Source organism: Thiobacillus sp. (genome assembly GCF_030696885.1).
Taxonomy (GTDB): Bacteria; Pseudomonadota; Gammaproteobacteria; order Burkholderiales; family Thiobacillaceae; genus Thiobacillus.
In genome coordinates this window covers 80,509-105,818 of sequence record NZ_JAUYRI010000012.1, presented here as the reverse complement: position 1 = coordinate 105,818, position 25,310 = coordinate 80,509, and the positions used below count along the sequence as shown (strand labels likewise).

The 25,310-nt window shown below is 62.9% G+C and carries 26 protein-coding genes; 17 read left to right on the top strand and 9 right to left on the bottom strand.

Annotation, left to right across the window (positions count from 1 at the left end; genetic code table 11):
- From Q8R61_RS05775 to Q8R61_RS05765, 3 genes are all read right to left on the bottom strand, one after another.
- Nucleotides 1-140, bottom strand: a 140-nt coding sequence (locus Q8R61_RS05775) for a twin-arginine translocation signal domain-containing protein (protein ID WP_305535150.1), incomplete at its 3' end; no start/stop codon positions are given.
- 41 nt (nucleotides 141-181) lie between these two features.
- Nucleotides 182-562: a sulfur oxidation c-type cytochrome SoxX gene (gene soxX / locus Q8R61_RS05770; protein WP_305535148.1), complete on the bottom strand. Its 381-nt coding sequence runs from the start codon at nucleotides 560-562 to the stop codon at nucleotides 182-184.
- Nucleotides 563-764: 202 nt separating this feature from the next.
- A complete protein-coding gene (locus Q8R61_RS05765; protein WP_305535146.1) occupies nucleotides 765-2,186 on the bottom strand; it encodes a M48 family metalloprotease in 1,422 nt (473 codons plus the stop codon).
- Nucleotides 2,187-2,279: 93 nt separating this feature from the next.
- On the opposite strand from Q8R61_RS05765, the gene moaC reads away from it, so the two are divergent.
- The 10 genes from moaC to Q8R61_RS05715 all read left to right on the top strand — a co-directional run bounded on the left by moaC (nucleotide 2,280) and on the right by Q8R61_RS05715 (nucleotide 11,744).
- Complete coding sequence (moaC, locus tag Q8R61_RS05760; protein ID WP_305535144.1) at nucleotides 2,280-2,756, top strand: cyclic pyranopterin monophosphate synthase MoaC; 477 nt, start codon at nucleotides 2,280-2,282, stop codon at nucleotides 2,754-2,756.
- A gap of 70 nt (nucleotides 2,757-2,826) precedes the next feature.
- Nucleotides 2,827-3,528 (top strand): hypothetical protein, encoded by a 702-nt coding sequence (locus Q8R61_RS05755; protein ID WP_305535142.1) that lies wholly within the window; start codon nucleotides 2,827-2,829, stop codon nucleotides 3,526-3,528.
- Nucleotides 3,525-4,037 (top strand): TlpA disulfide reductase family protein, encoded by a 513-nt coding sequence (locus Q8R61_RS05750; RefSeq protein WP_305535140.1) that lies wholly within the window; start codon nucleotides 3,525-3,527, stop codon nucleotides 4,035-4,037. The genes Q8R61_RS05755 and Q8R61_RS05750 overlap by 4 nt, the downstream gene beginning before the upstream one ends.
- A 259-nt stretch (nucleotides 4,038-4,296) precedes the next feature.
- On the top strand, nucleotides 4,297-7,170 hold the full coding sequence (locus Q8R61_RS05745) for a molybdopterin oxidoreductase family protein (RefSeq protein WP_305535138.1): 2,874 nt from the start codon (nucleotides 4,297-4,299) through the stop codon (nucleotides 7,168-7,170).
- Between the two features lie 36 nt (nucleotides 7,171-7,206).
- Nucleotides 7,207-7,902, top strand: a complete 696-nt coding sequence (locus tag Q8R61_RS05740) for a 4Fe-4S dicluster domain-containing protein (protein WP_305535136.1) — start codon at nucleotides 7,207-7,209, stop codon at nucleotides 7,900-7,902.
- A 27-nt stretch (nucleotides 7,903-7,929) separates the two neighbouring features.
- Nucleotides 7,930-8,868 (top strand): DmsC/YnfH family molybdoenzyme membrane anchor subunit, encoded by a 939-nt coding sequence (locus Q8R61_RS05735; protein WP_305535134.1) that lies wholly within the window; start codon nucleotides 7,930-7,932, stop codon nucleotides 8,866-8,868.
- Nucleotides 8,869-8,945: 77 nt separating this feature from the next.
- Nucleotides 8,946-9,275: a rhodanese-like domain-containing protein gene (locus Q8R61_RS05730; RefSeq protein WP_305535131.1), complete on the top strand. Its 330-nt coding sequence runs from the start codon at nucleotides 8,946-8,948 to the stop codon at nucleotides 9,273-9,275.
- Between the two features lie 144 nt (nucleotides 9,276-9,419).
- A complete protein-coding gene (locus Q8R61_RS05725; RefSeq protein ID WP_011311086.1) occupies nucleotides 9,420-9,647 on the top strand; it encodes a sulfurtransferase TusA family protein in 228 nt (75 codons plus the stop codon).
- A gap of 92 nt (nucleotides 9,648-9,739) precedes the next feature.
- Complete coding sequence (locus tag Q8R61_RS05720; RefSeq protein ID WP_305535121.1) at nucleotides 9,740-10,249, top strand: DsrE/DsrF/DrsH-like family protein; 510 nt, start codon at nucleotides 9,740-9,742, stop codon at nucleotides 10,247-10,249.
- A gap of 211 nt (nucleotides 10,250-10,460) precedes the next feature.
- Nucleotides 10,461-11,744, top strand: coding sequence for an OmpP1/FadL family transporter (locus tag Q8R61_RS05715; protein WP_305535119.1), 1,284 nt, complete (start codon nucleotides 10,461-10,463; stop codon nucleotides 11,742-11,744).
- Nucleotides 11,745-11,882: 138 nt separating this feature from the next.
- Here the strand turns inward: Q8R61_RS05715 and Q8R61_RS05710 are convergent, their stop codons facing one another.
- From Q8R61_RS05710 to Q8R61_RS05695, 4 genes are all read right to left on the bottom strand, one after another.
- Nucleotides 11,883-14,621 (bottom strand): valine--tRNA ligase, encoded by a 2,739-nt coding sequence (locus Q8R61_RS05710; RefSeq protein ID WP_305535117.1) that lies wholly within the window; start codon nucleotides 14,619-14,621, stop codon nucleotides 11,883-11,885.
- Between the two features lie 94 nt (nucleotides 14,622-14,715).
- Nucleotides 14,716-15,222, bottom strand: a complete 507-nt coding sequence (locus Q8R61_RS05705) for a hypothetical protein (RefSeq protein WP_305535115.1) — start codon at nucleotides 15,220-15,222, stop codon at nucleotides 14,716-14,718.
- A gap of 9 nt (nucleotides 15,223-15,231) precedes the next feature.
- On the bottom strand, nucleotides 15,232-15,660 hold the full coding sequence (locus Q8R61_RS05700; protein ID WP_305535113.1) for a DNA polymerase III subunit chi: 429 nt from the start codon (nucleotides 15,658-15,660) through the stop codon (nucleotides 15,232-15,234).
- A gap of 10 nt (nucleotides 15,661-15,670) precedes the next feature.
- Nucleotides 15,671-17,182 carry a leucyl aminopeptidase gene (locus Q8R61_RS05695; protein ID WP_305535111.1) on the bottom strand — a complete coding sequence of 504 codons (1,512 nt, stop codon included), beginning with the start codon at nucleotides 17,180-17,182 and terminating at the stop codon, nucleotides 15,671-15,673.
- Between the two features lie 129 nt (nucleotides 17,183-17,311).
- Between Q8R61_RS05695 and lptF the strand changes: the two genes are divergently transcribed.
- The 3 genes from lptF to Q8R61_RS05680 are packed head-to-tail and all read left to right on the top strand — an operon-like array spanning nucleotide 17,312 to nucleotide 20,255.
- On the top strand, nucleotides 17,312-18,391 hold the full coding sequence (gene lptF / locus Q8R61_RS05690; RefSeq protein WP_305535109.1) for an LPS export ABC transporter permease LptF: 1,080 nt from the start codon (nucleotides 17,312-17,314) through the stop codon (nucleotides 18,389-18,391).
- Nucleotides 18,388-19,464: an LPS export ABC transporter permease LptG gene (gene lptG, locus Q8R61_RS05685; RefSeq protein ID WP_305535107.1), complete on the top strand. Its 1,077-nt coding sequence runs from the start codon at nucleotides 18,388-18,390 to the stop codon at nucleotides 19,462-19,464. The genes lptF and lptG overlap by 4 nt, the downstream gene beginning before the upstream one ends.
- Nucleotides 19,446-20,255, top strand: coding sequence for a ferritin-like domain-containing protein (locus Q8R61_RS05680; RefSeq protein ID WP_305535105.1), 810 nt, complete (start codon nucleotides 19,446-19,448; stop codon nucleotides 20,253-20,255). The genes lptG and Q8R61_RS05680 overlap by 19 nt, the downstream gene beginning before the upstream one ends.
- 30 nt (nucleotides 20,256-20,285) lie before the next feature.
- Here the strand turns inward: Q8R61_RS05680 and Q8R61_RS05675 are convergent, their stop codons facing one another.
- A complete protein-coding gene (locus Q8R61_RS05675; RefSeq protein ID WP_305535103.1) occupies nucleotides 20,286-20,756 on the bottom strand; it encodes a hypothetical protein in 471 nt (156 codons plus the stop codon).
- Nucleotides 20,753-21,871, bottom strand: a complete 1,119-nt coding sequence (locus Q8R61_RS05670; RefSeq protein ID WP_305535101.1) for a cupin domain-containing protein — start codon at nucleotides 21,869-21,871, stop codon at nucleotides 20,753-20,755. Before Q8R61_RS05670 ends, Q8R61_RS05675 begins: the two co-directional genes overlap by 4 nt.
- Before the next feature lie 69 nt (nucleotides 21,872-21,940).
- Here Q8R61_RS05670 and Q8R61_RS05665 point away from each other — a divergent pair, with 69 nt between their 5' ends.
- The 4 genes from Q8R61_RS05665 (at nucleotide 21,941) to tilS (ending at nucleotide 25,246) form a co-directional block, all read left to right on the top strand.
- Nucleotides 21,941-22,420 (top strand): peroxiredoxin, encoded by a 480-nt coding sequence (locus Q8R61_RS05665; protein ID WP_305535099.1) that lies wholly within the window; start codon nucleotides 21,941-21,943, stop codon nucleotides 22,418-22,420.
- Entirely contained in the window at nucleotides 22,417-22,899 is a 483-nt protein-coding gene (locus Q8R61_RS05660) for a peptidylprolyl isomerase (protein ID WP_305535097.1), read from the top strand. Before Q8R61_RS05665 ends, Q8R61_RS05660 begins: the two co-directional genes overlap by 4 nt.
- Before the next feature lie 66 nt (nucleotides 22,900-22,965).
- Nucleotides 22,966-23,934, top strand: a complete 969-nt coding sequence (locus Q8R61_RS05655; protein ID WP_305535095.1) for an acetyl-CoA carboxylase carboxyltransferase subunit alpha — start codon at nucleotides 22,966-22,968, stop codon at nucleotides 23,932-23,934.
- Nucleotides 23,903-25,246: a tRNA lysidine(34) synthetase TilS gene (tilS, locus tag Q8R61_RS05650; protein ID WP_305535093.1), complete on the top strand. Its 1,344-nt coding sequence runs from the start codon at nucleotides 23,903-23,905 to the stop codon at nucleotides 25,244-25,246. The genes Q8R61_RS05655 and tilS overlap by 32 nt, the downstream gene beginning before the upstream one ends.
- Nucleotides 25,247-25,310: the final 64 nt, after the last annotated feature.

Genomic DNA, 25,310 nt, shown 5'->3' with positions numbered 1-25,310 from the left:
CCAACGTTCTTGGCCTCGAAGGCACTCTTGTTCCAGGCAGCCATCGCCTGGGTCGGCTTCAGCAGACCGGCGGCCACGGCCACGGCCACGGCGCCTGCACCGGCAGCGCCTTTCAGTACGTTTCTACGAAGTGCATTCATTCACTATCTCCTGATAAAAAATGCGATGGATTACTTATTGATTAGAGGCCGTAAACGAAGTCGGTCACTTTGTCGATTTCCGCTTCCGACAGCACGCCATGCTTGCCGTAGGGGATCATGGAACTGGCCGGGTTGGCCTTGGTGGCGTCCCAGATCTGGGCGCGCAGTTTGGCCTTGTCTGGGAAGCGTGCGCTCATGGCGATCAGGGGCGGACCATACATGCCAGGCGACTCGGCGTCAGGCAGGGTGGGCATGGCATGGCAGGCCAGGCAGTTGCCCTTGGAACGGTTGAACGCGATGTCCTTACCGGTCTCTTCTTTCTTGGGGGCAGTGGCTCCAGCCGGCGCCTGTGCCAGCACGGTGCCTGACAGCATGATGGCGCTGATCGCACAGGCTGCTGCTACTTGATGCAACTTTCGCATAGTCATCCTCCTAATTTTTAACGTGGTGGTGAAGCGCTTGCCACTTGGGCGGGCCCTGCAGTGAGCGCGCTATCCAGTGTATGGATGACACGAAGCATAGTGGAATAGGTTTTTGCGGCGCAAGGCCGGACACGATTTTTTACTGGAAAACCGCGGGGTAAATTCCTACCAGCAGCCCGTAATATGGAGGATTTCGGGCTGTTTACGGGTTTTTGCGGAGGGCTTTTTCAGCGGCCTGCCACTCGCGTTGTCGCGCTTCGGCCGCAGAAAGTTCCTGAAAATTGCCATCGCCCGCTTTGAGACCGAGGCCGATTTGCTCGATTGCGGCGATCAGATTGCCGCTCAGCGCGGCGGCTTCGGCCTGGGCGCGATGGCTCAGCAGCCGGTGGCCCAGTTGGGCGTGGGTCTGGGCGGCCAGCCGCCACAGGCGGCGGTCGAGCGGGTAGAGCGCCAGTTGCCGATCGACGCGGGCGAGCGCGTCATGAGAGCGTCCGGCCGCCAGCAGGGCGCTGATATAGCCGTATTGCAGCGGCTGATAGCCCGGATGGACTGTGCTGCCCGACTGATAGCGCTGCAGGGCGAGCGCAGGGTTGCCGGCGGCGAGCGCGCTGCGGGCAGCCAGCTGCTGGATCATCGGGTGGGGCGTCTGGCCGGCCAGCAGTTTTTTCACCTCGGTTTCGGCCTCGGCAAACTGGCGCGCGCGGACCAACGCGGTCACCAGCCCGTAGCGGGCGGCGATTTCGTTGCTGTAGCGCTTGTCCTTCAGTGCGGCGCGGGCGGCCTGCACGGCGTCCTGGGGACTGTCTGCCTGAGCGCGCAGGCGCGCACGCACCAGCTGGAAGTCGAGGCTGTCAGCCACCTGCTGGTAGGGTGTGTCCTCGCTGCGCGCCGCCATGTCGGCGATGCGGTCGGTGGTGAGCGGGTGGGTGCGCAGGTAGGCGGGCGCGCTGCTGTCGTAAAAGCGGTTGGCGCGCTCCAGGCGATTGAAAAACCCGCTCATGCCGCGCGGATCGAAACCGCCCCGGGTCAGCATGTCGTACCCCAGGCGGTCGGCTTCGCGCTCGTAGTCGCGGCTGAAATTGAGCTGGTTCTGGATCGAGTAGGCCTGGGTGGTGGCGATGGCGGCGCCCGCCACATTGGGATTGGAGCGCGCTGCCAGCAGCGCAAGCGCCAGTGCGGCCATGGTCGGCCAGTAGCTCTGGTTTTGCGAGGCGACCATGCGCGCGATATGGTCCTGGGTGACGTGGGCGATTTCGTGCGCCACCACGCTCGCCAGCTCGGACTCGTTTTGCGCGGCCAGCAGCAGTCCGGTGTGGATGCCGATGTTGCCGCCCGGCATCGCAAAGGCGTTGATGCTGGGGTCGTCGACGACGAAGAAGATGAATTCGCGCTGGTTGCGCGTGCTGACCGACACCAGCTTGTAGCCGAGCTGATTGAGATAGGTTTCGATTTCGGGATCGTCCAGATAGCGCGGATCGGCGTAGACGTCGCGCATGATGATGCGTCCCAGTGCCTGTTCCTCCTGGTCGGAAAAGTATTGCCGCGACACTTCGCCCAGATCGGGCAGGTCGGCCGCCGCAACCGACTGGAGGGCCAGACTCAGAGCAAGCAGGGTGCGCAGCATGGGACGAGCGGGAGGAAGAGACGTGTCATTTCGTTTACGATGCGCGGACTGCCGACAAGGTTCCTCCGTTTATTCATTGAGATCGAGCCCAATATGAGCGAATTCACCCATTTTGACGCGGGCGGCCGCGCAGTCATGGTCGATGTGGCCGACAAGGATGACACCCGGCGCGTCGCCGTGGCGAGCGGACGGATCCGCATGTTACCCGATACCCTGGCGCGGATTGTGGGCGGGCAGGCCGACAAGGGCGACGTGCTCGGCATCGCCCGCATCGCCGCCATCCAGGCCACCAAGCGCACCGCCGAACTGATCCCGCTGTGCCACCCGATTGCGCTGACCCGGGTGGGCGTTGAATTCAGCCCGGACGAGGGCGAATCCTCGATGAGCTGCACCGTGACCGCCGAAACCGTCGGCAAGACCGGTGTTGAAATGGAGGCGCTGACCGGCGTCAGCGTCGCGTTGCTGACCATCTACGACATGTGCAAGGCGGTCGACCGTGGCATGACGCTGAGCGACATCCGGCTGCTGGAAAAAGAGGGCGGTCGATCCGGGAACTGGCGTGCCCAGTAACAGTAATAAGTACCTCTTGCCGTACGTCTGCGCCATGGCAGGATGGCGGGTTTTCGGAGTCGGGATACGCATGCGTTTTTTGCGATGGCTGATGCTGGGCTTGGTAGTGTGTGCGTCCGCCGCGCAGGCCGACCTGCCGGATTACCAGGCCTTTCCGGCGGACGGCGAGCGGTTGCTGTTGTGGGCTGCACCCGAGCGCGGGCGCGCCGAGCCGGAATTGCAGGCGGCGCGTTTGCTGGCCGGGCGCGGGGTCTCGGTGTGGTCGCTCGATGCCGTGAGCGCCTACTTTCTGCCGCAGTTGCCGAGCAGCATGGATGCGCTGCCAGCGCAGGACATGGCGGACTGGCTGCGCGCGGCACTGGGCAGCGGAAAGCAGGTCGCCGTGTATGCGGTGTCGCGCGCCGCGGTGCCGGTGCTGCGCGGGGCCGCTCTGTTGCAACCGGCCGAGCGGCAGCGGCTGTGCATGCTGTTGATGTATCCGAATCTCTACACCGTGGCGGAAGCCTTGTCCGAGCCCGATTATCTGAACGTGGGCGACCTGTCGGGCTTGCGGGTGCGGGTGCTGCAGCCGCGCCGGTCGGCCGCCACGCCCTGGCTGCCCGGGCAGCTCGACCATCTGGCACGGCTGGGGGCGACCCCAAGCCACGTGATCCTGGAAAACCTGCGCGAAGGCTACTGGGTGCGCGAAACGCCGACCGAATTCGAAATTGCCGAAAGCCGCCGCATGGACACCATGCTGCTGCGGGAACTGGAAGCCTGGGGATGTCAATGAAACGATTGCTGATGCTGTGTGCGATGGGACTGGGGCTGGCGGGCGCCGTGCAGGCGGCCGGATTCGAGACCCGGGCGGCGACCCCGGCGCCGGCGCTGAAGGCGCTGGACCTGAAGGGCGCGACGCGCACGCTGGCCGACTATCGCGGCAAGGTGGTGGTGCTCAATTTCTGGGCGTCGTGGTGCCCGCCCTGCCTGCGCGAAATGCCGTCAATGGAACGGCTGCGGGTGAAAATGGCCAGGCGGCCGCTGGCCGTCGTTGCGCTCGACAGCGCCGAAACCCGGGAAGAGGTGGATGCCTTCCTGTCCAGAATGACGCTTGGTTTCCCGATTCTGCTTGATCCGGACGGCAGCAACACCAAACGCTGGAAAGTGTTCGCGCTGCCCACCACCTTTTTGCTGGATGCCGAGGGGCGCGTGCGCCATGTGCTGACGGGGCCGACCGAATGGGACGAGGGCGAGGCCCTGGTCCTCATCGAGTCCCTGCTGGCCGAAGTGAGCACGCGGTAAATCCAGTCCTTGCGGTGTGGTTAACCCGACCAGTTATTAGGCTATCTTATAGGTGCATCAGGCTTTTTGCTTGCCATGGGGATGGCAGCAAGTGCAAAATAACAATATATTCGGAAACATTAATATATAGCCGTCCCCCGAAGCATCCAGTCGATGCGCTGGCACTGCTTGCAGCTTGACCCAGTATGGAATATCCAGGCAGGACTATTGCGCGGTTTCACCCGAAACCGCCGGGGGCAATTTTGAACCTAGAGGCCGTATGAACGCCAAGATCAAACTCGAAAATCACGACGCACAGGAAATCAAGTACACCACCTGTTACATGTGCGCCTGCCGTTGCGGCATCAAAGTGACGATGGAGGGCAACAAGGTCCGCTTCATCCAGGGCAACCGCAACCACCCGACCAACCAGGGCGTGCTGTGCGCCAAGGGCTCGGCCGGGATCATGAAGCAGTATTCCACCGCCAAGCTGACCCAGCCCTTGATGAGGAAGCCCGGCACCGAGCGCGGCGAAGGTATTTACGAACCGATTTCCTGGGACCAGGCGCTCGACGTGCTGACCGACCGCCTGGAAGAGATCCGCGCGACCGACCCGTCGAAACTGGCCTACTTCACCGGCCGCGACCAGATGCAGGCACTGACCGGCTTGTGGGCGCAGCAGTTCGGCACCCCCAACTGGGCGGCGCACGGCGGTTTCTGTTCGGTCAACATGGCGGCAGCCGGCCTGTATTCGATCGGCTTCTCGTTCTGGGAATTTGGCGCGCCCGATTGGGATTACGCCAAGTACTTCATCATGTGGGGCGTGGCGGAAGACCACTCGTCCAACCCGATCAAGATCGGCCTTGAAAAGCTCAAGCGCAAGGGCGGCAAGTTCGTCACCGTGAACCCGGTGCGCACCGGCTATTCGGCGATTGCCGACGAATGGCTGCCGGTCAAGCCGGGCATGGACGGCCTGCTGGCGATGTCGATGGTGCACGTGCTGTTGAAGCACGAAAAGTTCGACTACGAATTCCTGGTGCGCTACACCAACGCCTCCTGGCTGGTGGTCCAAAGCCCGGGGCAGAAGGGCGATGGCCTGTTCCTGCGTGATGAAAACGACCACCCGCTGATCTGGGACATCGAAAAGGAAGCCTTCAAGAACGGCATCGACGGTGACATCGCGCCGGCGCTGTTCGGCGAATTCGTGGCGCCCGACGGCCGCCGCGTCAAGACCGTGATGTCGCTGATGGTCGAGCGCTATCTCGACCCGCGCTACGCACCGGAAAACGTCGCGCTGGAATGCGGCCTGCCGGCCGAAAGCATCGAGCGCATCGCGCTGGAAATGGCGCACGTCGCGTTCAAGGAAACAGTCGAATTGCCGATCGAATGGACCGACGTGTGGGGCCGCAAACATGACAAAGTCGTCGGCCGCCCGGTGGCGATGTACGCGATGCGGGGCATCGCGGCGCACTCCAACGGTTTCCATTCTTGCCGTGCGATCCACATGATCCAAATGCTGCTGGGCGCGCTCGACGCGCCGGGCAACTTTCGCGCCCGTGCGCCGTACCCGAAGCCGATTCCGCCGCATCAGCTGCCGGAAAACAACATCGACATCATCAATGCGCCGAACACACCGCTGTCGCGTCCGCCGCTCGGCTTCCCGACGCGTCCGGAAGACCTGGTGATCGACGAGTTCGGCAACCCGTTGCGCATCGACAAGGCCTTCTCGTGGGAGATTCCGCTGTCCTCGCACGGCATGATGCACATGGTCATCACCAATGCGGTCAACCACGACCCCTACGCGATCGACACGCTGATCCTGTTCATGGCCAACATGGCGTGGAACTCGACCATGAACACGGCCAACGTGCAGGACATGCTGCGCGCCAAGGACCCTGACGAGCCGGGCCTGTACAAGATCCCGTTCCTGGTCGTGATCGACGCGTTCCATTCGGAAATGACCAACTTTGCCGACCTTATCCTGCCGGACACGACTTACCTGGAGCGCTACGACACCATCTCGCTGCTCGATCGTCCGATTTCCGAGCCGGATGCGGCGGCTGACGCGATCCGTCATCCGCTGGTCACCCCCGACCGCGATGTGCGGCCGTGGCAGGAGGTGATGGTCGAACTGGCTTCGCGCCTGAAATTCCCCGCCTTCACCAAGCCGGACGGCACGCGTAAGTTCAGCGGCTACAAAGACTTCATCGTCAACTTCGAGCGTTCGCCCGGCATCGGTTTCCTCGCCGGCTGGCGCGGCAAGGACGGCACCAAGTCGCTGAAGGGCGAGCCGAATCCGAACCAGTGGGAAAAGTACATCGAGAACGAGAGCTTCTTTGCCCATCACTGGCCCGACAACCAGAAGTACATGCGCTACGCCAACAAGGATTACCTCGAAGTGGCGGCGGACGTCGGTTTCGTCGGCAAGGTCGAGCCCATCATCATGCAGTTCTATTCCGAGCCGCTGCAGAAATTCCGCCTCGCGGGGCAGGGCCTGTACGACGGTCCGCAGCCGAACAACCAGGTCGACCGCGAGCGGCTGGTGAAGTACTTCGATCCGCTGCCGATGTGGTACGAGCCGCTCGAGCAGCAGCGCGTCGACGCGGACGAATATCCATTTTTCGCGCTGACCCAGCGGCCGATGTTCATGTACCACTCGTGGGATTCGCAGAACGTGTGGCTGCGTCAGATCATGGCGCAGAACTACATGTATATGAACGCGCGCAAGGCGGCCGAAATGGGCATCAAGGACTTCGACTGGATCTGGGTCGAGTCGCACAACGGCAAGATCCGGTGCCAGGTCAAGACCATGGAAGGCACCCAGGAAAACACCATCTGGACCTGGAACGCGATCGGCAAGCAGAAGGGCGCCTGGGGCCTGAAGGAAAATGCCTCGGAAGCGACCAAGGGCTTCCTGCTCAACCACCTGATTTCCGAGCTGCTGCCGGAAAAGGCCGGTGAGCGTCGCGTCACCAACTCCGACCCGGTGACCGGCCAGGCGGCATGGTTCGACCTGCGCGTGAAGTTGTGGAAAGCGGCGCCGGGCGAGACCGGCTCGTGGCCGCAGTTCGATGCGCTGAAGAAGCTGCCAGGCGACGAATACGATCGCCCCGACGTGCTGCGCTACGACGCGCGTACCCACGAAAAAAACTAAAAGCAGTACCAAAGCGAATTTAAGCGAGAGAGAACTATGAGACTTGGATTGGTCATCGACCTCGATGTGTGCGTGGGCTGCCATGCCTGCGCCATCGCGTGCAAGGAGTGGAACGCATCCGGCACCATCGGCCCGTTATCCGACTACCAGCCCTACGGCGCCGAGCCGTCGGGCGTGTGGTTCAACCGGATTCGCCATTACGAAATGGACGAATACCCGAACAACAAGACCATCAACTTCCCGATGTCGTGCATGCACTGCGAGGACGCCGACTGCGTCACCGTGTGCCCGACCGGCGCCTCGTACAAACGCGCCGAAGACGGCATCGTGCTGATCGACCAGGACAAGTGCATGGGCTGCAACTACTGCTCGTGGGCCTGCCCGTACGGCGCGCGCGAGCTCGACCGCTCGTCCGGCACGATGAAGAAGTGCACCCTGTGCGTCGACCGCATCTATGACCAGAACCTGCCGGTCGAGGAACGCCAGCCCTCGTGCGTGCTGACCTGTCCGGCACACGCCCGCATGTTCGGCGACTTCGACGATCCCGATTCGGCCGTGTCGCGCACCGTGCGCGAGCGCGGCGGTTACCCGCTGATGCCCGAGCTCAACTACAACCCGACCAACCAGTACCTGCCGCCGCGCCGCAAGCCGGTGATTCCGGTCGACACCCAGCCCAAGGGTGGCCTGAAGGAAAGCATCAAGCAGTTTGCCAACAAGCTGGTGCGCCGCTAAGCACCCCCATTTGCGCCAGGAGAATCCATGCATCCCGCTTTCTCAGTCATTTTCTTCACCGTGGCATCAGGCGCCGGCTTCGGCCTGATTTCGCTGCTGTTCATTGCCGACTTCTTCAAGCTCGGCGGCGGCTTCAACCAGGACCAGCTCGTTGCGGGTGGGCTGATGGCGATGGCGCTGGTCGTGTTCGGCCTGTTGTCGTCAACTTTCCACCTCGCCAACCCGAAAAATGCCTGGCGCGCGTTCAGCCGTTTCCGCACCTCGTGGCTGTCGCGCGAAGGCGTATTCGCCGTGGTATTCATGCCGCTGGCGCTGATCTATCTCGTCAGCATCATCTTCGACGCACCACAGTGGCTGCGTGTCAGCAGCGGTTTTCTGACCGCCGTGATGGCCTGGATCACCGTGTTCTCCACCGGCATGATCTACGCTTGCCTGAAGACCATCCGCCAGTGGAACACCCCGCTGGTGCCGGCCAACTACCTTGCGCTGGGCTATGCCAGCGGCAGCCTGCTGCTGTTGCTGGGCGCGGTCGTCGCCGGGCTCGACACTACGCCCTACATCGCGATGTCAGCGTTGATCATGGCGATTGCCGCGGTATTGAAGGCGATCTATTACTTCTGGATCCGCAGCCCCGGCCTGTCGCCGACCATCAACACTGCCACCGGTCTGACCCGCGCCAAGGTCAAGCTGCTCGACACCGGCCATACCCACGGCACTTTTCTCACCCAGGAATTCGGTTTTCAGATTGCGCGCCAGCAGGCCAGCCTGCTGAAGATTGTCGTCTTCGTGCTGGGCTTCATCGTGCCGGGCCTGATGCTGGTGTGGGTGTTCAACCAGGAAAGTGTCCAGACCGCCGCCATCGTGGCGGTCTTGGCCGGCATCGTCGGCGCGGCCGTCGAACGCTGGCTGTTCTTCGCCGAAGCGCGCCATGTGGTCAACCTCTATCACGGTGCCCAGCGGTGCTGAGCGCCGGACTTGGCGGGCGCCCGGGTTTGCGGTATATTAGAAAACTCTAATTAGTCCGTGACAGGAGAATGACCGCTATGTTTGGACTGTCAGGTTTCAAAGAAGTCGATCCCGGCTACGTGGCTGAAATCGCTGCCAAGGGCGCGCATCTGATCGATGTGCGCACCGAGGCCGAAGTCGCGCAGGGCGTGATCGATGGCGCCATCCATATCCCGCTGCATTTGCTGCCGCTGCGCGCGGCCGACATTCCCCAGGACACGCCTGTGGTGATCTACTGCCGCTCGGGAGCGCGCTCTGCCCAGGCGTGCGCGTTCATGGCCTCCAAAGGCTACGACAACATGCACAACCTGGCGGGCGGGATCATGGCGTGGGCACGCTCCGGCAACCTTCTCAGCCAGCCGCGCTGACGCGAGGCCTGTACGCGCCGCAACACACTTGAAATTCCCCCGTCCCGCAGCGATTTCGATTGCAATGGGGGAACTTCTGGTTTAAGGTACCGCAGCGTTTTTTACTACATACCGATTCAACTGATTTAGTGTAAGGAGAACCCAATGAATTTCGATAAAGAACTCGACGCACGTGGCCTGAACTGTCCGCTGCCCATCCTGCGTGCCAAGAAGGCCCTGGCGGAAGTCACCAGCGGCCAGGTGCTGAAGATCCTCTCCACCGACCCGGGTTCGGTCAAGGATTTCGCGGCTTTCGCCAAGCAGACCGGTAACGAACTGCTGTCCACCGCCGAAGCGGGTGGCGAATTCACTTTCTTCATGAAGAAAAAGTAAACCCCACCCCCCAAAACCAGCGCCCTCGTTCCTGGAGCACTTAGCCAAGAACCTGCGGCGCTGTTTTTTTATTGCAAGAGGAGAGAGTAAGCATGGATACCAAAAAAATGGCCATCATCGCCACCAAGGGCACGCTGGACTGGGCTTACCCCCCGTTCATCCTGGCTTCCACCGCCGCCGCGCTGGGTTATGAAACACAGATTTTCTTCACCTTCTACGGCCTGCAGCTCGTCCGCAAGGACCTGTCCGTGCTCAAGGTCAGCCCTCTGGGCAACCCCGGCATGCCGATGAAAATGCCGTTTGGCCCCAAGTGGTTCAAGAGCATCAACTGGAACATGCCCAACGCCATCCAGGCCATCGTCCCCGGCTATGAAAGCGTAGCCACTGCCCTGATGAAGCAGACCATCGCCAACAACGGCGTGGCCACCATCCCCGACCTGCGCGGCCTGTGCCAGGAGGCCGAAGTCAAGTTCATCGCCTGCCAGATGACCGTCGAACTGTTCGGCTTCGAGCATTCCGACTTCATTGACGGCCTCGAATACGGCGGCGCCGCCACCTTCTTCGAATTCGCCGGCGAGACCGACATCTGCCTGTTCATTTAAGCGACAGCCAGCGGCGCATGACCGCACCATGAAAAACGGGCCGAATGATTTCGGCCCGTTTTTCATCTGTGTCATTTGTACCACACCCGTGCGTGATTATCCGCCTAGCAGCATGCCCCTGCTTGTCTCTGTGCCCGTCGGCGCGTAGGCTTCGGACAAGCTGACCAACAAGCTTAACAACGTGGTTATTTTGCCCCTCAGGAGGATATCAATGAAATTCACCCGTGTATTCGCATTCATGGCACTGGCCGGTCTGGCTGGCAGCGCCTTCGCCACCAACGGTTATTTTTCGCACGGCTATGGCATGAAGGCCAAGGGCATGGGCGGTGCAGCCACTGCTAGCCATGACGATGCCTTCTTTGGCGCCAATAACCCGGCAGCGGCAGCCTTCGCAGGCAACCGTATTGATCTGGGTATGGATCTGTTCAGCCCGCGTCGTGAGGCATCGCGTACAGGTCTGGGCGGTTTGGACATGAGTGTGGATAGCGACAGCAATTATTTCCTGATCCCCGAATTCGGCTACAACCGCATGCTCAACAATAATCTTGCGCTGGGCGTGACCGTGTACGGCAATGGCGGCATGAACTCTGATTACCCGGGCGGGCAGATTGCAGCAGGTAATTGTGGCGTCGGTGCGCCCGCCAGCAATATGCTTTGCGGCCAGGGAAGCCTGGGGGTGGATTTGATGCAATTGATCATTGCGCCGACCGCCGCATACAAAATCAACGCTAATCATTCCATCGGCATTTCGCCGCTGATCGGTTACCAGCGCTTCAAGGCCGAAGGGCTCCATGCTTTCACTGGTACAGGGATATCGACCGCTCCGGGCAGCATTACCAACCAAGGCTACGATGATGCCTTCGGCTATGGCGTGCGGCTGGGCTATATGGGCAAGATTGCGCCGAACGTAACTATTGGCCTTGCGTATGCCAGCAAAATGAATTTCGAGGAGTTCGACAAGTACAGGGGCCTGTTTGCTGAGCAGGGCGACTTTGATATTCCCGAAAACTACAACATTGGTGTGGCGTGGCAGGCGACCCCCGCCGTCAAGCTGGCGCTGGATTATCAGCGTATCAATTACAGTGGGGTTGCTTCGATCAATAACCCCAGCACCAATCAGGCACAACTGGGCGCAGACAATGGACCGGGCTTTGGCTGGCAAGATATCGATGTGTGGAAACTGGGTGTCGAATACAAGCACAGCAAGCAGCTGACCCTGCGTGCAGGCTATAATCACGGCGACAATCCGATCACGTCGCGTGACGTGACTTTCAACATCCTTGCCCCCGGTGTTATCGAGAACCATGCAACGCTTGGTTTCACCTACACGCTGGCATCGGGTAATGAACTGACCATGAGCTACATGCATGCCTTCAAGAATGATGTGAACGGTGCTTCCATCCTGCCGGTATTTAGTGGCGGTTCAGCAGCGGGTAATGAAAAAATCGAGATGTATCAGAACGCGGTTGGCATTCAGTACAGCTGGAAGATGTAAGATTCAACTGCATTAGGCTGACAAAAGCCGGGGCGATTGCCCCGGCTTTTTCATGCGCGACGGTAACGTCATCGCCAGCCTGTGCCCAACAAAAAGCGCGACCGAGGGCCGCGCTTTTTGTTGGGCAGAGTGAGTACGCTAATCAAGCCGGGCGTGCTGCGTCTCCAGCTTCTGCAGCATGATGCCGAAGTCGGCGAGCCGGGACTTTTCCTGCTCGACTACGGCGGCAGGCGCACGGTCGACGAAGCTGGAATTGGCGAGCTTGGCTTCGGCCTTCTGGATTTCATTCCGGACGCGGGCGATTTCCTTGGCAAGACGTGCGCGTTCGGCGTCCTTGTCGATTTCCACCACCAGCATCATCCGCAGGTCGCCGACCAGGGCGACCGGGGCGTCGGCTTCCGGCAACGCGGGCGCGGTGCTGACTTCGCTGAGTTTGCCGAGCGCGGCGATGTAGGGTGCCAGCGAGTTGATCACGCCAGCGTCGCCTTCGATTACCAGCGGCACGCGCTGGGCGGGCGACAGGCTCATCTCGCCGCGCAGGGTGCGGCAGGCGTTGACCAGTTCCTTCAGCAGTTGAATGCGGGCGACGCTGTCGGGGTGGTGTTGCGCTGCGTCGACCTGCGGGTAGGCGGCGAGCATGATGCTGTCGCCCGTCACGCTGGCGAGTGGCGCGACCTTCTGCCACAGCTCCTCGGTGATGAATGGGATGATGGGATGGGCGAGGCGCAGCGTGGCCTCGAGCACGGTGGCCAGCGCGCGGCGGGTGGCACGCTGCTGTTCCGGCGTGCCGGTGTTCAGCTGCACCTTGGCGAGTTCCAGGTACCAGTCGCAGTATTCGTCCCACACGAATTCATAGATGGCGCGCGCGGCTTGGTCGAAGCGGTAGGCGGCGAAGGCTTCGTGCACTTCGCCGACGGCCTGCTGCAGGCGCGCGGCGATCCAGCGGTCGGCGTCCGAGAAATCCATGGCCTGGCTGGCATCCTGCCCGCAGTCGTGGCCTTCCAGGTTCATCAGCGCGAAGCGGGTGGCGTTCCACAATTTATTACAAAAGTTGCGGTAGCCTTCGGCACGCTGGAGATCAAATTTGATGTCGCGGCCGTGGGTGGCCAAACTCGCGAAGGTGAACCTTAAAGCATCCGTTCCGAACGCGGCGATGCCGTCCGGGAATTCGCGGCGGGTACGTTTCTCGATGCTCGGTGCTTTCCTGGGGTCCATCAGTCCGGTGGTGCGCTTGGCGACCAGGTCGTCGACCGCGATGCCATCGATCAGATCGATCGGGTCAAGCACGTTGCCTTTGGACTTGCTCATCTTCTGACCTTCGGAGTCGCGCACGAGGCCGGTGACGTACACCTCGCGGAATGGCACCTTGCCGGTTAAGTGCAGCGACATCATCACCATGCGCGCGACCCAGAAGAAGATGATGTCGAAGCCGGTGACCAGCACCGAGGTCGGTAGGTAGCGTTCGAGCTCGGACGTCTGCTCGGGCCAGCCCAGCGTGGAGAAGGGCCACAGCGCGCTCGAGAACCAGGTGTCGAGCACGTCGTTGTCCTGCGTTAACTCGCGACCGCCGGCCTGCTTCTTCGCTTCTTCTTCCGTGTAGGCAACGTAGAAATTGCCGTCGGCGTCATACCACGCCGGGATGCGGTGGCCCCACCACAATTGTCGGGACACGCACCAGTCCTGGATGTTTTCCAGCCACTGGCGATAGGTCGTGGTCCAGTTCTCCGGAACGAATTTCAGTTCACCCGAATCGACCGCGGCGAGGCCCTGCTGGGCGAGGCCTTCCATGCTCATGAACCACTGGTCGGTGAGCATCGGCTCGATCACCGCGTGCGTGCGGTCGCCGCGCGGGATCATCAGCTTGTGCGGCTTGGCCGAAACCAGCAAGCCTTTCGCCTGCAACTCGTCGAGCAGTTTCTGCCGCGCGTCGTAGCGGTCCAGCCCCTGGTATTCGGCCGGGCACAGCTCGTTCATCTTGGCGTCGAGGGTCAGCACGCTGATCGCCACCAGCTTGTGGCGCTGGCCGACCTGCCAGTCGTTGAAGTCGTGCGCCGGGGTGATCTTGACCACGCCGGTGCCGAACTCGCGGTCGACATAGTCGTCGGCGATGATGGGGATGCTGCGCTCGGCGACCGGCAATCGGACGTGCTTGCCGATCAGGTGCTTGTAGCGCTCATCCTCGGGATGCACGGCGACGGCGCTGTCGCCGAGCAGGGTTTCCGGGCGGGTGGTGGCAACGGTCAAAAAGCCTGAGCCGTCTTCAAGCGGATAGTTGATCTCCCACATGAAGCCGTCTTCCTCGGCGCTGACGACTTCGAGGTCGGATACTGCCGTGCCGAGGACCGGGTCCCAGTTCACCAGGCGCTTGCCGCGGTAGATCAGCCCTTCGCGGTAGAGCCGCACGAACACCTCGGTGACAGCTTTCGACAGACCCTCATCCATGGTGAAGCGCTCGCGGCTCCAGTCGGGGCTGGTGCCGAGCCGGCGCATCTGGCGGGTGATGGTGGAGCCGGAGTGTTCCTTCCAGTCCCAGACTTTTTCGAGGAATTTCTCGCGGCCGAGGTCGTGGCGCGAGACGCCCTGCGCGTCGAGCTGGCGCTCCACCACGATCTGGGTGGCGATGCCGGCGTGATCGGTGCCCGGCTGCCACAGCGTGTTGTCGCCCGCCATGCGGTGATAGCGGGTTAGCGCGTCCATCAGGGTGTGCTGGAAGGCGTGCCCCATGTGCAGCGTGCCGGTGACGTTGGGCGGCGGCAGCATGATGCAGTAGGCGGGAGCGTCGGACTTGTTGCCGGCCTTGAAGTAGCCGGCGCTTTCCCACTGGGCGTACCAGCGGTTTTCGATATCAGCCGGTTCGAAGGATTTGGCGAGTTCCATGGCGTGCGCGCAAAGGGTGCATTATCCCAAAAAAGCCGGGAGCACGACCCAAAGAATCCAGGACGCGGCTCAAAAAACGCCGCCGCATGCGGTTTCAGGTCGATGGATTGCGCGGTTGCTTGAGCTTCTCTGCGACGGCGTCGCGGACGATTTCCCGCACGTTGACGTCGAGCTGGCTGAGCAGGGTGGCGACGGTCTGGTCGAGATTCTTGCGCAGTTCGGCGGCGACCTGCTTTTCCATCACTTCGGACAAGCGCGGCGCCAGCTCGCTCATCAACTGCTCGGCCAGGGTGTCGTTGACGAGGGCCGCAGCGGGATCCGTCACCGGCGCGGGCGCTGCCGTTGGTGTTGGAACGGGTTCGACGACGGGCACTGCCGCGGCCGCGGCGGTCACATGGGCGGCGCTTGCCCGGACGGGCGGCGTACCACGCTCGATCACATCCGTCAGCACCGGCAGCCAGGCGCCGGCCGGAGGCGTGGATGAATGCGTCGGCCCGGACGCGGCGGTTGTATCGGCACGCGCAGCCGGGTCGGCCTCGCTGCCGCCGCGGTGTTTTTTCAGCAGCGCATCCATCTTGCTCATCAGGGGACTGTCGCTCATCGGTGCCTCCTAGCCGGCGTGCTGCCGCAAGTCGTGCGTTTGCAGGGCGTAGCCGCGCGTCTTGTAAAAACGATAGCGCTCGCGTCCCGCCTCGACCCGGGCATCATCCAGGCCAATGATTTCGACCAGTCGCTCGAAGCGGGCAAAGGCGGGCGGCTGCTCGGTGTGCAGGTTGATCATGACGTCGGCGCTGCGCAGGGCGTCGGCATCGGTGCCGATCAGCACCGGCGTTTCGCCTGCCAGCGCATCGCTGTCGCGGCAATGCGGGACGAAGCCCAGCGCGGGCGTCGTCCACAGCAGACGGTCGATGGCGTCGGCCACTGCCGCATCCGGCGCGTAAATCATCACCTGCCGGCCCTGTCCATGCGCCTTGGCGACGACGCGGCGCGCGACATCAAGCGGGTTGTCGGCAAAGGTATAGAAGAGAATCTCGGTCACTGTGGCAAGTCTACTTCTCGGCGCGATTCAGCAGGAAGTGCACCAGCAGTGAAACCGGACGACCGGTCGACCCTTTTTCGCGGCCGCCTTTCCAGGCCGTGCCGGCGATGTCAAGGTGCGCCCAGTGATATTTCTTGGTGAAGCGCGACAGGAAGCAGGCCGCGGTGATCGAGCCGCCCGGCCGCCCACCGATGTTGGCCATGTCGGCGAGGCTGCTTTTGAGCTGATCCTGATAGTCGTCCCACAGCGGCATGCGCCAGACACGGTCCCAGGCGTGGTCGGCGGCGTGCTCGATCTCGCGCGCCAGCGGGTCATGGTTGCTGAACAGCGCGCTGGGGTGGGCGCCGAGCGCGATCACGCAGGCGCCAGTCAGCGTCGCCAGGTCGACCACGGCGTCGGGCTCGAAGCGTTCGGCATAGGTCAGCGCATCACACAGGATCAGGCGGCCTTCAGCATCGGTGTTGAGAATTTCGATGGTCTGGCCGGACATCGAGGTGACGATGTCGCCTGGCTTGTTGGCACTGGCGTCCGGCATGTTCTCGCAGGCAGGGATCAGGCCGACGACGTTGAGCTTGAGGCCCAGTTCGCCGATGGCGCGGAAGGTGGAGATGACCGCGCCGCCGCCGCTCATGTCGTAGTTCATCTCGTCCATTTCACCGGCCGGCTTCAGCGAAATGCCGCCGGCGTCGAAGGTGACCGCCTTGCCGACCAGCACCACCGGCTTGTCGCCTTTTTTGCCGCCCATGTGCTTCAGCACGATGAAGCGCGGCGGCTTGTCGCTGCCCTTGCCGACCGACAGGAAGGAGCCCATGCCGAGTTTTTCGCAGGCGGCGTAGTCCAGTACTTCGCAGCCAAAGCCGTACGCCTTCGCGACTTTCTTCGCTTCGCCCGCCAGGTATTCCGGCGTGCAGATGTTGGAGGGCGTGTTGCCCAGATCCTTGGCGAGCTGGATGCCGTGGGCGATGGCCAGGCCGCGTGCGAGGCCGACTTCGCCGAACTTGAGTTCCCCACGCCGTGTCACCGCAAAGGTGACGCGCTTGAGCGGTCGGCGTGCTTCGCTCGGTTTGCTCTTCATGCGGTCGAATCGATACAGCGCATCGTGTGCGCTGATCACCGCCTGCTCGATGTTCCAGGTGGTATCGCGCTTCTTCAACGGAATTTCGCTGAGCGTGATGGTGGCTTCCATCGAGCCGGTGTCGCGCAGCGTCTTGACCGCACAGGCGATGGCGTCGCGATAGGCTTTTTCGTGGAAGTCGCGCTCCTTGCCGAGACCGACCAGCAGCACCCGGTCTGCCAGGATGTTCGGCACCCGGTGCAGCAGCAGCGTGCTGCCGGCCTTGCCGTCCATGTCGCCGCCGCGCAGAATCTCGGACAGGTAGCCGTCGCTGGCGCGATCGATGTCCGTGGCAGGCTCCGACAGCTTGCGGCTTTCAAACACGCCGACTACCACGCAGGCGGTGCGCTGCTTTTCGGGGGCCCCGCTTTTTATGCTAAATTCAAGTTCGATTTCCTTGTTTTCCATGTCTGTGCTCAAAAAAATGCAATTTGCCGTTACGGGGAGGTTCGATGTTGCCGCCCCGACGATTATTGGCGCAGGCGTGACGGAATGTCAAAACACCGTTTTGTTCGCAATCGGTACCCGGATTGTCCCATGCTCTATCGCCGCGCGCTGACCCGCGAGATGGCCCTCACCACCGGTGCCGTGCTGACGGTGCTGGTGGCGATCGCGCTGGTGGTGCTGTTCATCCGCCTGCTCGGCGACGTGGCGCGCGGTGAGCTCGCCAACGAGGCGGTCTTCGTTTTCCTCGGCTTTTCCCTGCTGCACTTTTTGCCGGTATTGATGACGATCGCGCTGTTCGTGGGGGTCCTGCTGCCCTTGTCACGTATGTGGCGAGACAGCGAGATGGTCATCTGGTTCAATGCCGGCCTCTCGCTGCAGCAATGGCTGCGCCCGGTGCTGGCCTTTGCGGTGCCGTTTGCGCTGGTGATCCTGCTGTTGACGCTGGTGATCACCCCGTGGATGCAGGGCAAGAAAAACGAGTATCGCCAGGATCTGCACAGCCGCAGTGAAAGCACGCTGATCGCAGCCGGGCTGTTCGCCGAATCGGGCGCCAACCAGCGGGTCTACTATGTCGAATCGCTCAACCCGCTGACTGGTATCGTGCGCAACGTCTTCATGCAGTCGCGCATCGACGGCCAGCTGGGTCTGGTGGTCGCGCGCGAGGGCAGCCATACCCAGATGCCCGACGGTTCGCGCTATCTGGTGTTCAAGGACGGGCGGCGCTATGAAGGTACGCCCGGCCAGCTCGATTACCGCATCGTGCAGTTCGAACGCTACTGGATGCGTCTCGACCCGGTCGCCGTGGCGGCCGGCGATGCCGGCGTGCGTGCGGCGGACGCGGGGACCTTGCTGGCCGACCCCTCGCCGCAGGCGCGCGCCGAACTGCTGTGGCGGCTGGGCGTGCCGGTTTCCGCGCTGATTCTTGCGGTCATGGCGGTTCCGCTGAGCTACGTCAACACGCGCGCGCGCCGTTCCTACGGCTTGCTGGTCGCGCTGCTGCTGTATTTCGTCTACAACAACCTGCTGTCGCTGTCGCAGGCCTGGGTGTCGCAGGCCAAGCTCAATCCCTGGGCAGGCATGGTGTCGTCCCACTTGGTGATGCTGCTTGCGGTGGGCGTGCTGTTCTACCTGCGTGCGCATCAAAACGCGCCGCGCGGGAGATCCGCATGAGCCTGCTGGCGCGATACCTGGCCAGTCAGGTGCTGGTGGCGTCCGGGTTCATCCTGCTGGCGCTGATGGTGCTGTTCGCCTTCTTTGACGTGATGCAGGAGCTCGGCAGCCTGGGCCGCAACGATTACGGTCTGGGGCAGGCCATCGTGGTGGTGTTGCTGAACATGCCGGGGCACCTCTACGAAATCCTGCCGGTGGCGGCGCTGATCGGCACACTGTTCGCGCTGTCGCGCCTGGTGGGCAATTCGGAGTATGCAGTGATGCGCGTGTCGGGCCTGTCCAACTGGCGCGTGGCGGGCTACTTTGCAATGATCGGCGCGGTGCTGTCGATGCTGCTGCTACTACTCGGGGAATTCGTCGCGCCCTGGTCGGAGCAGGCGGCGCAACGCTACAAACTGCTGGCCACCCGCGCAGTGGTGGCGCAGCAGTTCCGTTCCGGCTTGTGGGTCAAGGATGGCAGCGCCTTCATCAATGTGCGCGAGGTGATGGCGGACAACACGCTGCGCGGCGTCGAGATCTACGGCTTCGAGGCCGACGGCCAGCTGGGCTCGATCCGGGCCGCCGAGCAGGCCGACTGGCGCGGCGGCCAGACCTGGGATCTGCAGCAGGTGATGGAAACGCATTTCGATGCGGACGGCGGCATTCGCGCGGTCCGCAGCGAACGCCAGGACTGGGAATCGGTGCTGACGCCCGACATACTCAGCGTGCTGCTGATTGCGCCAGAGAAAATGTCGGCGCGGACCCTGTGGCGCTATGTGACGCACCTGAAGGAAAACAACCAGAAGGCCACCCGCTACGAGATCGCACTGTGGTCGAAATTCATCAATCCCTTCGTCATCCCGATCATGATGTTGATTGTCATGCCGTTCGCGATCCAGGGCCCGCGCGCCGGTGGCACCAGCGCCAAGATATTCATCGGCATCCTGACCGGCCTGAGTTTCCACCTGCTGAGCCGGCTGTTCGGCCATCTGGGCCTGCTCAACGACTGGCCGGCGGCGGCGGTGGTCAGCCTGCCGCTGTTGATATTCCTTGCCATCGCGCTGGTCGGCATCCGGTGGGTGGACCGGCGCTAGCTTCGCTGCCCGGGCGGCTGGCCGATTGCCTGCGGGCGAGCGAACCCGCGGCCAAAATCGCCTGCGTGCATGGCTTGCAGGCCGACTGGCTGGCCGGCAGGGTCGAACTCGCGGCTGACATGCCGCGCGTGCCCATCGACTTGCCGGGACGCCCGGCCCGACCCGAACGGGTCTCGCCGCACCAGGTGCCGCGCCGCCGCGCCGACACCGTGGCCGGGCGGGCGGCGCTCGTGCACGCGCTGGCGCACATCGAATTCAATGCCATCAACCTGGCGCTCGACGCCGCCCACCGCTTTGCCGGCATGCCGGCGGCCTATTACGCCGACTGGCTCAGGGTGGCGGACGAAGAAGCGCTGCATTTCGATTTGCTCGACACGCATCTGACGACACTGGGACACCGCTACGGGGATTTTCCTGCGCATGACGGCCTGTGGGACATGGCGCTGAAGACCGCGCACGACCCGCTGGTGCGGATGGCGCTGGTGCCGCGCGTGCTGGAGGCACGCGGACTCGATGCCGCGCCGCTCATTGTCGACAAATTGAAAGCCGCGAACGACGGGCGCATGGTCGAGATCCTCGCCGTGATCGAGCGTGACGAGATCGGCCATGTCGCCATCGGCAGCCACTGGTTTGGCTGGCTGTGCCGCGCGCGCGGGATGGAACCCGATGCGACATTTCGCCAGTTGCTGGTCGAGTATGACGCGCCGCCGTTGAAGCCGCCCTTCAATCTGGCGGCACGCCGTGCCGCGGGCTTCAGCGAATCCGAACTGGACTGGCTGAGCGGGCTTTAAGGTTTTTCGCGGAAGAACGTCTGAATCGGCCTACAGCCCCAGTGTCGTTGCCGACACGCCGGCGGGCGAGCGCTGCCACATGCCTTCAAACTGCTGATGCAGCAACACGGCATCGCGTGCATCTTCGAGGTGCAGCGTGCCATGCACCGCAGCCTTGTCGGCACGCAGCAGCACGCTGTGAGGTTCGGCCAGCGCAAAGGCCTGATCCGGGCGTGGCGCGTCGGGATCGGCCTGGCGGATTTCGAGCACATGGCCGAAATCGCGCAGCAGTTGCATCAGCCGCGGATGGCTGCGCGCCACATGGCTGATGTCGTCGAGCAGCAGTTCGATGCGACGGCCGCCGCCGGCCACGCACAGCGCGCGCAGGCTCGCGTGACGCGGCGCATCGTCAATCTCGAACAGATCCAGGTTGCGGTCGTAGACGCGCAACTGACGGTGCGTGCCGGCGAGCAGGGCATCAAATGCGCTGCGGAATTCGCTCGGGGTTTCAAAGGTGCTCATGCGGCATTGATCTCCAGCCAGCCGGCTTCATACCAGTCATAAAAGCGCTCGCGCAGCGCGGCAGGCAGGGGCGGCACGAGCTTGCGCTGATCGGCCAGCTGTTTCAGCGCAGCAGTTTCGCCGGCAGCCCCCGTGAAGGCCTCGCCGTTGATGAAAAAGCGTCCACCTGTAAACAGCAGGCGCGACTTGGGGTTGAGCGCAACGCCGTGCCTGTTCGCCTGCTTGTTGAACGCGGCGCGCGTAAGCGGGGCTTCGGGTGGATTGAAGAACACATTCGGCTTCGGTTCGGACAGATAGCGTCCGGCAAATTCGGCAATGTCGCGCTTGTCCCATTTTATTTTTGCGATCATGTCTTCGATCTGCGCCAGCATTGCCCGGCTGATTTCACCGGGGTGGGCCTGCAGACGCAGATCGGGGTCGGCGTAGCGGCCTTCCGGTTTGAGCGTGTCCTGCAAATGCATCAGGAATCCGTGCGCCAGTTCTTCGCTGGTGGGCGCGCGGAAACCGATCGAATAGGTCGTGCAGGCGTCTTCGGCAACGCCGTAATGGGCGACGTGCGGCGGCAGGTAGAGCATGTCGCCGGGGCCGAGCAGCCATTCCTCCTCTGGCTTGAAGCGACGCAGGATTTTCAGCGGAACGTCGTCCAGGATCGCCAGGTCGGTCTGCGTACTGATCTGCCAGCGGCGGTGTCCCTGGCCCTGCAGCAGAAAAACATCGTAGGAATCGAAATGCGGTCCCACGCTGCCGCCGGGCACGGCATAACTCACCATCAAGTCGTCGAGCCGGGCATGCGGGATGAAGTTGAAGCGCGCCAGCAGCGCGTCGGCTTCGGGCAGAATGTGATTGAGCGACTGCACCAGCAGGGTCCACTCGGTCTTGGGCAGACGCTTGAAGTCGTTTTTGCCGAACGGGCCGTGATCGAGCTGCCAGTGCGTGCCGCTGCCCTGGATCAGCCGCGACTCCACATCGTCGCGGCACGCCAGCTGCTGCATCTCGCCCAGCGTCAACAGGCCGGTGAAATCCGGTACGGCGTTGCGGATCAAAAGCGGGCGCTTGTGCCATACATCGCGCAGGAAACGGGTGGGGCTCAAGCCGCCGAGCAGGGTCGCAGTCATAAAATAATTATAACGATGTGGCTGGAGTTGCCCTGCTAGAATGCGCGAAATTACGTGGCGGAGCCAAGCATGCTGAAAGCGGGAGACCGCGCGCCGGATTTCTCAAATCCGGATGCGGACATGAATATCGTCGAGTTATCCCAGTTCCGCGGCAAGACGCTCGTGCTGTATTTCTATGTGCGTGACGATACGCCGGGCTGCACGACAGAAGCCATTGAATTTTCCGAACTGGAAAACGATTTTGCCAAGCTGGGTGCCGAGGTGCTAGGGGTGTCGCGCGACGACTGCATCAAGCATGGCGAATTTCGCGACAAGCACGGCATCAGCGTGCGCCTGCTGGCAGATAAGGAACAGATCACCAACAAGGCCTATGGCGTGTTGCAGGACAAGGAGGTGGACGGCGTGGTACGCAAGAGCCCGGTTCGCTCCACCTTCATCATCGACAAACAGGGCGTCATCCGTCATGCCCTGTACGGCGTTTCCAGCCGCGGTCACGCGGCGGAAGTGCTTCAACTGGTTGCTTCAATGAGCAAAGGGGAACACAAGTGAATATCGGCAAGGACACCGTCGTCACCATCACCTACATCGTCAAGGACATGGAGGGCAAGCTGCTGGAGGAAAGCGACGAACCGGTCAGCTACCTGCACGGCGGCTACGACAACATCTTTCCGCTGGTCGAGCAGGCGCTGGAAGGCAAGGCCGTGGGCGACCAGATCGACCTCAAGCTGCAGCCGGCCGATGCTTTCGGCGAATACGAGGACGATCTGGTGCGACTGGAGCCACGCGAGGCCTTCCCGGCAGACATCGAAGTGGGTATGCAGTTCGTCGGCTCACCGGTCGACGGAACCGAGGAAATGCTCTACACCGTGACCGACATCGCCGAAGAAAAAGTGGTGGTCGACGGTAACCACCCCTATGCCGGTCAGGCAGTGCATTTCCAGTGTGTGGTGGCCGAAGTGCGTGCGGCGTCGGCGGATGAGGTCGAACACCGTCACGCACACGGCGCACACGGCCACCATCATCATTAAGTCACTGCTGGAAAATGCCGCTGGGCTGCTAAAATGCCCGGCTAACCTGTTTTCTGTGATTGTTTAATGAAAACCACCTTCCTCGATTTCGAGCAGCCGATCGCCGAGCTCGAAGCCAAGATCGAAGAACTGCGCTTTGTGCAGGACGATTCCGCTCTGGATATCTCGGAAGAAATCCGCCGCCTGCAGAAAAAAAGCCAGACCCTGACCAAGGATATCTACGCCAAGCTCAACGCCTGGCAGGTGTCGCAGGTGGCGCGGCATCCGCAACGGCCCTATACGCTCGATTACGTGCAGGGGCTGTTCACCGACTTTTCCGAACTGCATGGCGATCGCGCCTATGCCGACGATCAGGCGATCGTCGGCGGCATCGCGCGCTTCAATGGCGAGCCGGTGATGGTGATCGGGCACCAGAAGGGCCGTGATACCAAGGAAAAAATTGCCCGCAATTTCGGCATGCCGCGCCCCGAGGGCTATCGCAAGGCCTTGCGCCTGATGCACCTGGCGGAAAAATTCCGGCTGCCGATTTTCACCTTCATCGATACCCCCGGCGCCTACCCCGGCATCGGGGCCGAGGAGCGCGGGCAGTCCGAGGCGATTGCGCGCAACCTGTACGTGATGGCCGAACTGCAGACGCCGATCATCTGCACCATCGTCGGCGAAGGCGGGTCGGGCGGCGCGCTGGCGATCGGCGTCGGCGACCGCACGCTGATCCTGCAGTACTCCACCTATTCGGTCATCTCGCCCGAAGGCTGCGCGTCGATTCTGTGGAAGAGCGCCGACAAGGCCTCGGTTGCCGCCGAAACCCTCGGCATCACGGCCGATCGCCTGAAGGCCAACGGCCTGGTCGACCGCATCATTGATGAACCGCTGGGTGGCGCCCAGCGCGACTGGGATGCCATGTTCCAGAACATGCGCCGCGCGCTGACCGACACGCTGTCCGAGTTGCGCAAGCCATCGCTCGACGCGCTGCTGGCCGAGCGCTACCAGCGTCTGCGGGCGTATGGCAGCTTCAAGGAAACTCCTGCCAAGTAAGGCGCTTGCCGATGTCGTGGCGGACGTGCTGGCCCGCCATGTTGCGCCGCGCACGCGGATGGCCCTGGCCCTGTCGGGCGGACTCGATTCGGTGGTCCTGCTGCATGCGCTGGTGACGCTGCGCGATCACTATCCCTTCGAACTTGGCGCCGTGCACGTCCACCACGGGCTCTCGCCGCACGCCGATGACTGGGCCGATTTCTGCGCACGCCTGTGCGCGTCGCATGCGGTCGAATTGAAGATCCATCGCGTGGAGATCGCGCGCGACGATGCGGCGGGCATTGAAGCCGCTGCGCGGTATGCGCGCCTGCGCATTTTTGCCGCGGTCGACACCGACTTTCTACTGACCGCGCATCAGCAGGACGACCAGGCCGAGACGCTGTTGCTGCAGTTGCTGCGCGGCGCCGGGCCGAAAGGCCTGGCGGCGATGCCGGAGCTGCAGCACCGTCACGGCTGGCAGGCGGCACAGTTGCGGCCGCTGCTCGGGGTGACGCGCAACGCCATCCTGGAGGCGGCCCAGCGACACGGGTTGGTCTGGGTCGAGGACGAAAGCAACCAGGACACCCGCTACCGCCGCAACGCGCTGCGCCAGCAGGTGATGCCATTGCTGGCTGCGCATTTTCCCGGCAGCCAGGTCACGCTTGCGCGTGCGGCGGCCCTGCAGGCCGAGGCGGCGGACCTGCTGGATGATCTGGCGCGGCTGGATGCGACCGCCGCCATTGCAGGGGCACGACTCGATTGCGCAGTGCTGGCGGGCCTGACGCTGCCGCGCGCGCGCAATCTGCTGCGCTATTTCATCGCGCAGCAGGGCCAGGCGCTACCCAATGCGCGGCGGCTTGACGAAGCCGTGCATCAACTGTGCAAGGCGCAGGCCGATGCGCGGGTGCGCGTCAACCTGGGATCGGCCGAGCTGTGGCGTTTTCGCGGCGGCGCGTATCTGGTGTCGCCGCCGTCGGGGGCGGCGCCCGCCGTGCGCTGGCAGGGCGAGACGCAGGTCTGGGTGCCGGCTGCGGGCGTGGGCGTGCGGATGGAGCCGGTGATCGGGGCGGGCCTCAAGCGTGGTGTACTGGAAGCCGCTACGGTCACGCTGGGGGTGCGCCAGGGCGGCGAACGCCTGCGCCTGCAGGCCGGCGGCCCGCATCGCAGCCTGAAAAACCTGCTGCAGGAACAGGCGGTCCCGCCCTGGCAGCGTGGGCGTTTGCCCCTGCTGTGGTGCGACGGGCAGCTGGCGTGGGCCGCGGGCGTCGGATTCGACGCCGACTGGTGCGCGGCGCCGGGCGAGGCGGGGATGCTGCCGCAGGTGGTCGGCTAGCCGCCGGGCGAGACAGGGCGGGCTCGGGCGTGGTATCCTAGCAGGCTGATTTTCATGGTTTTTT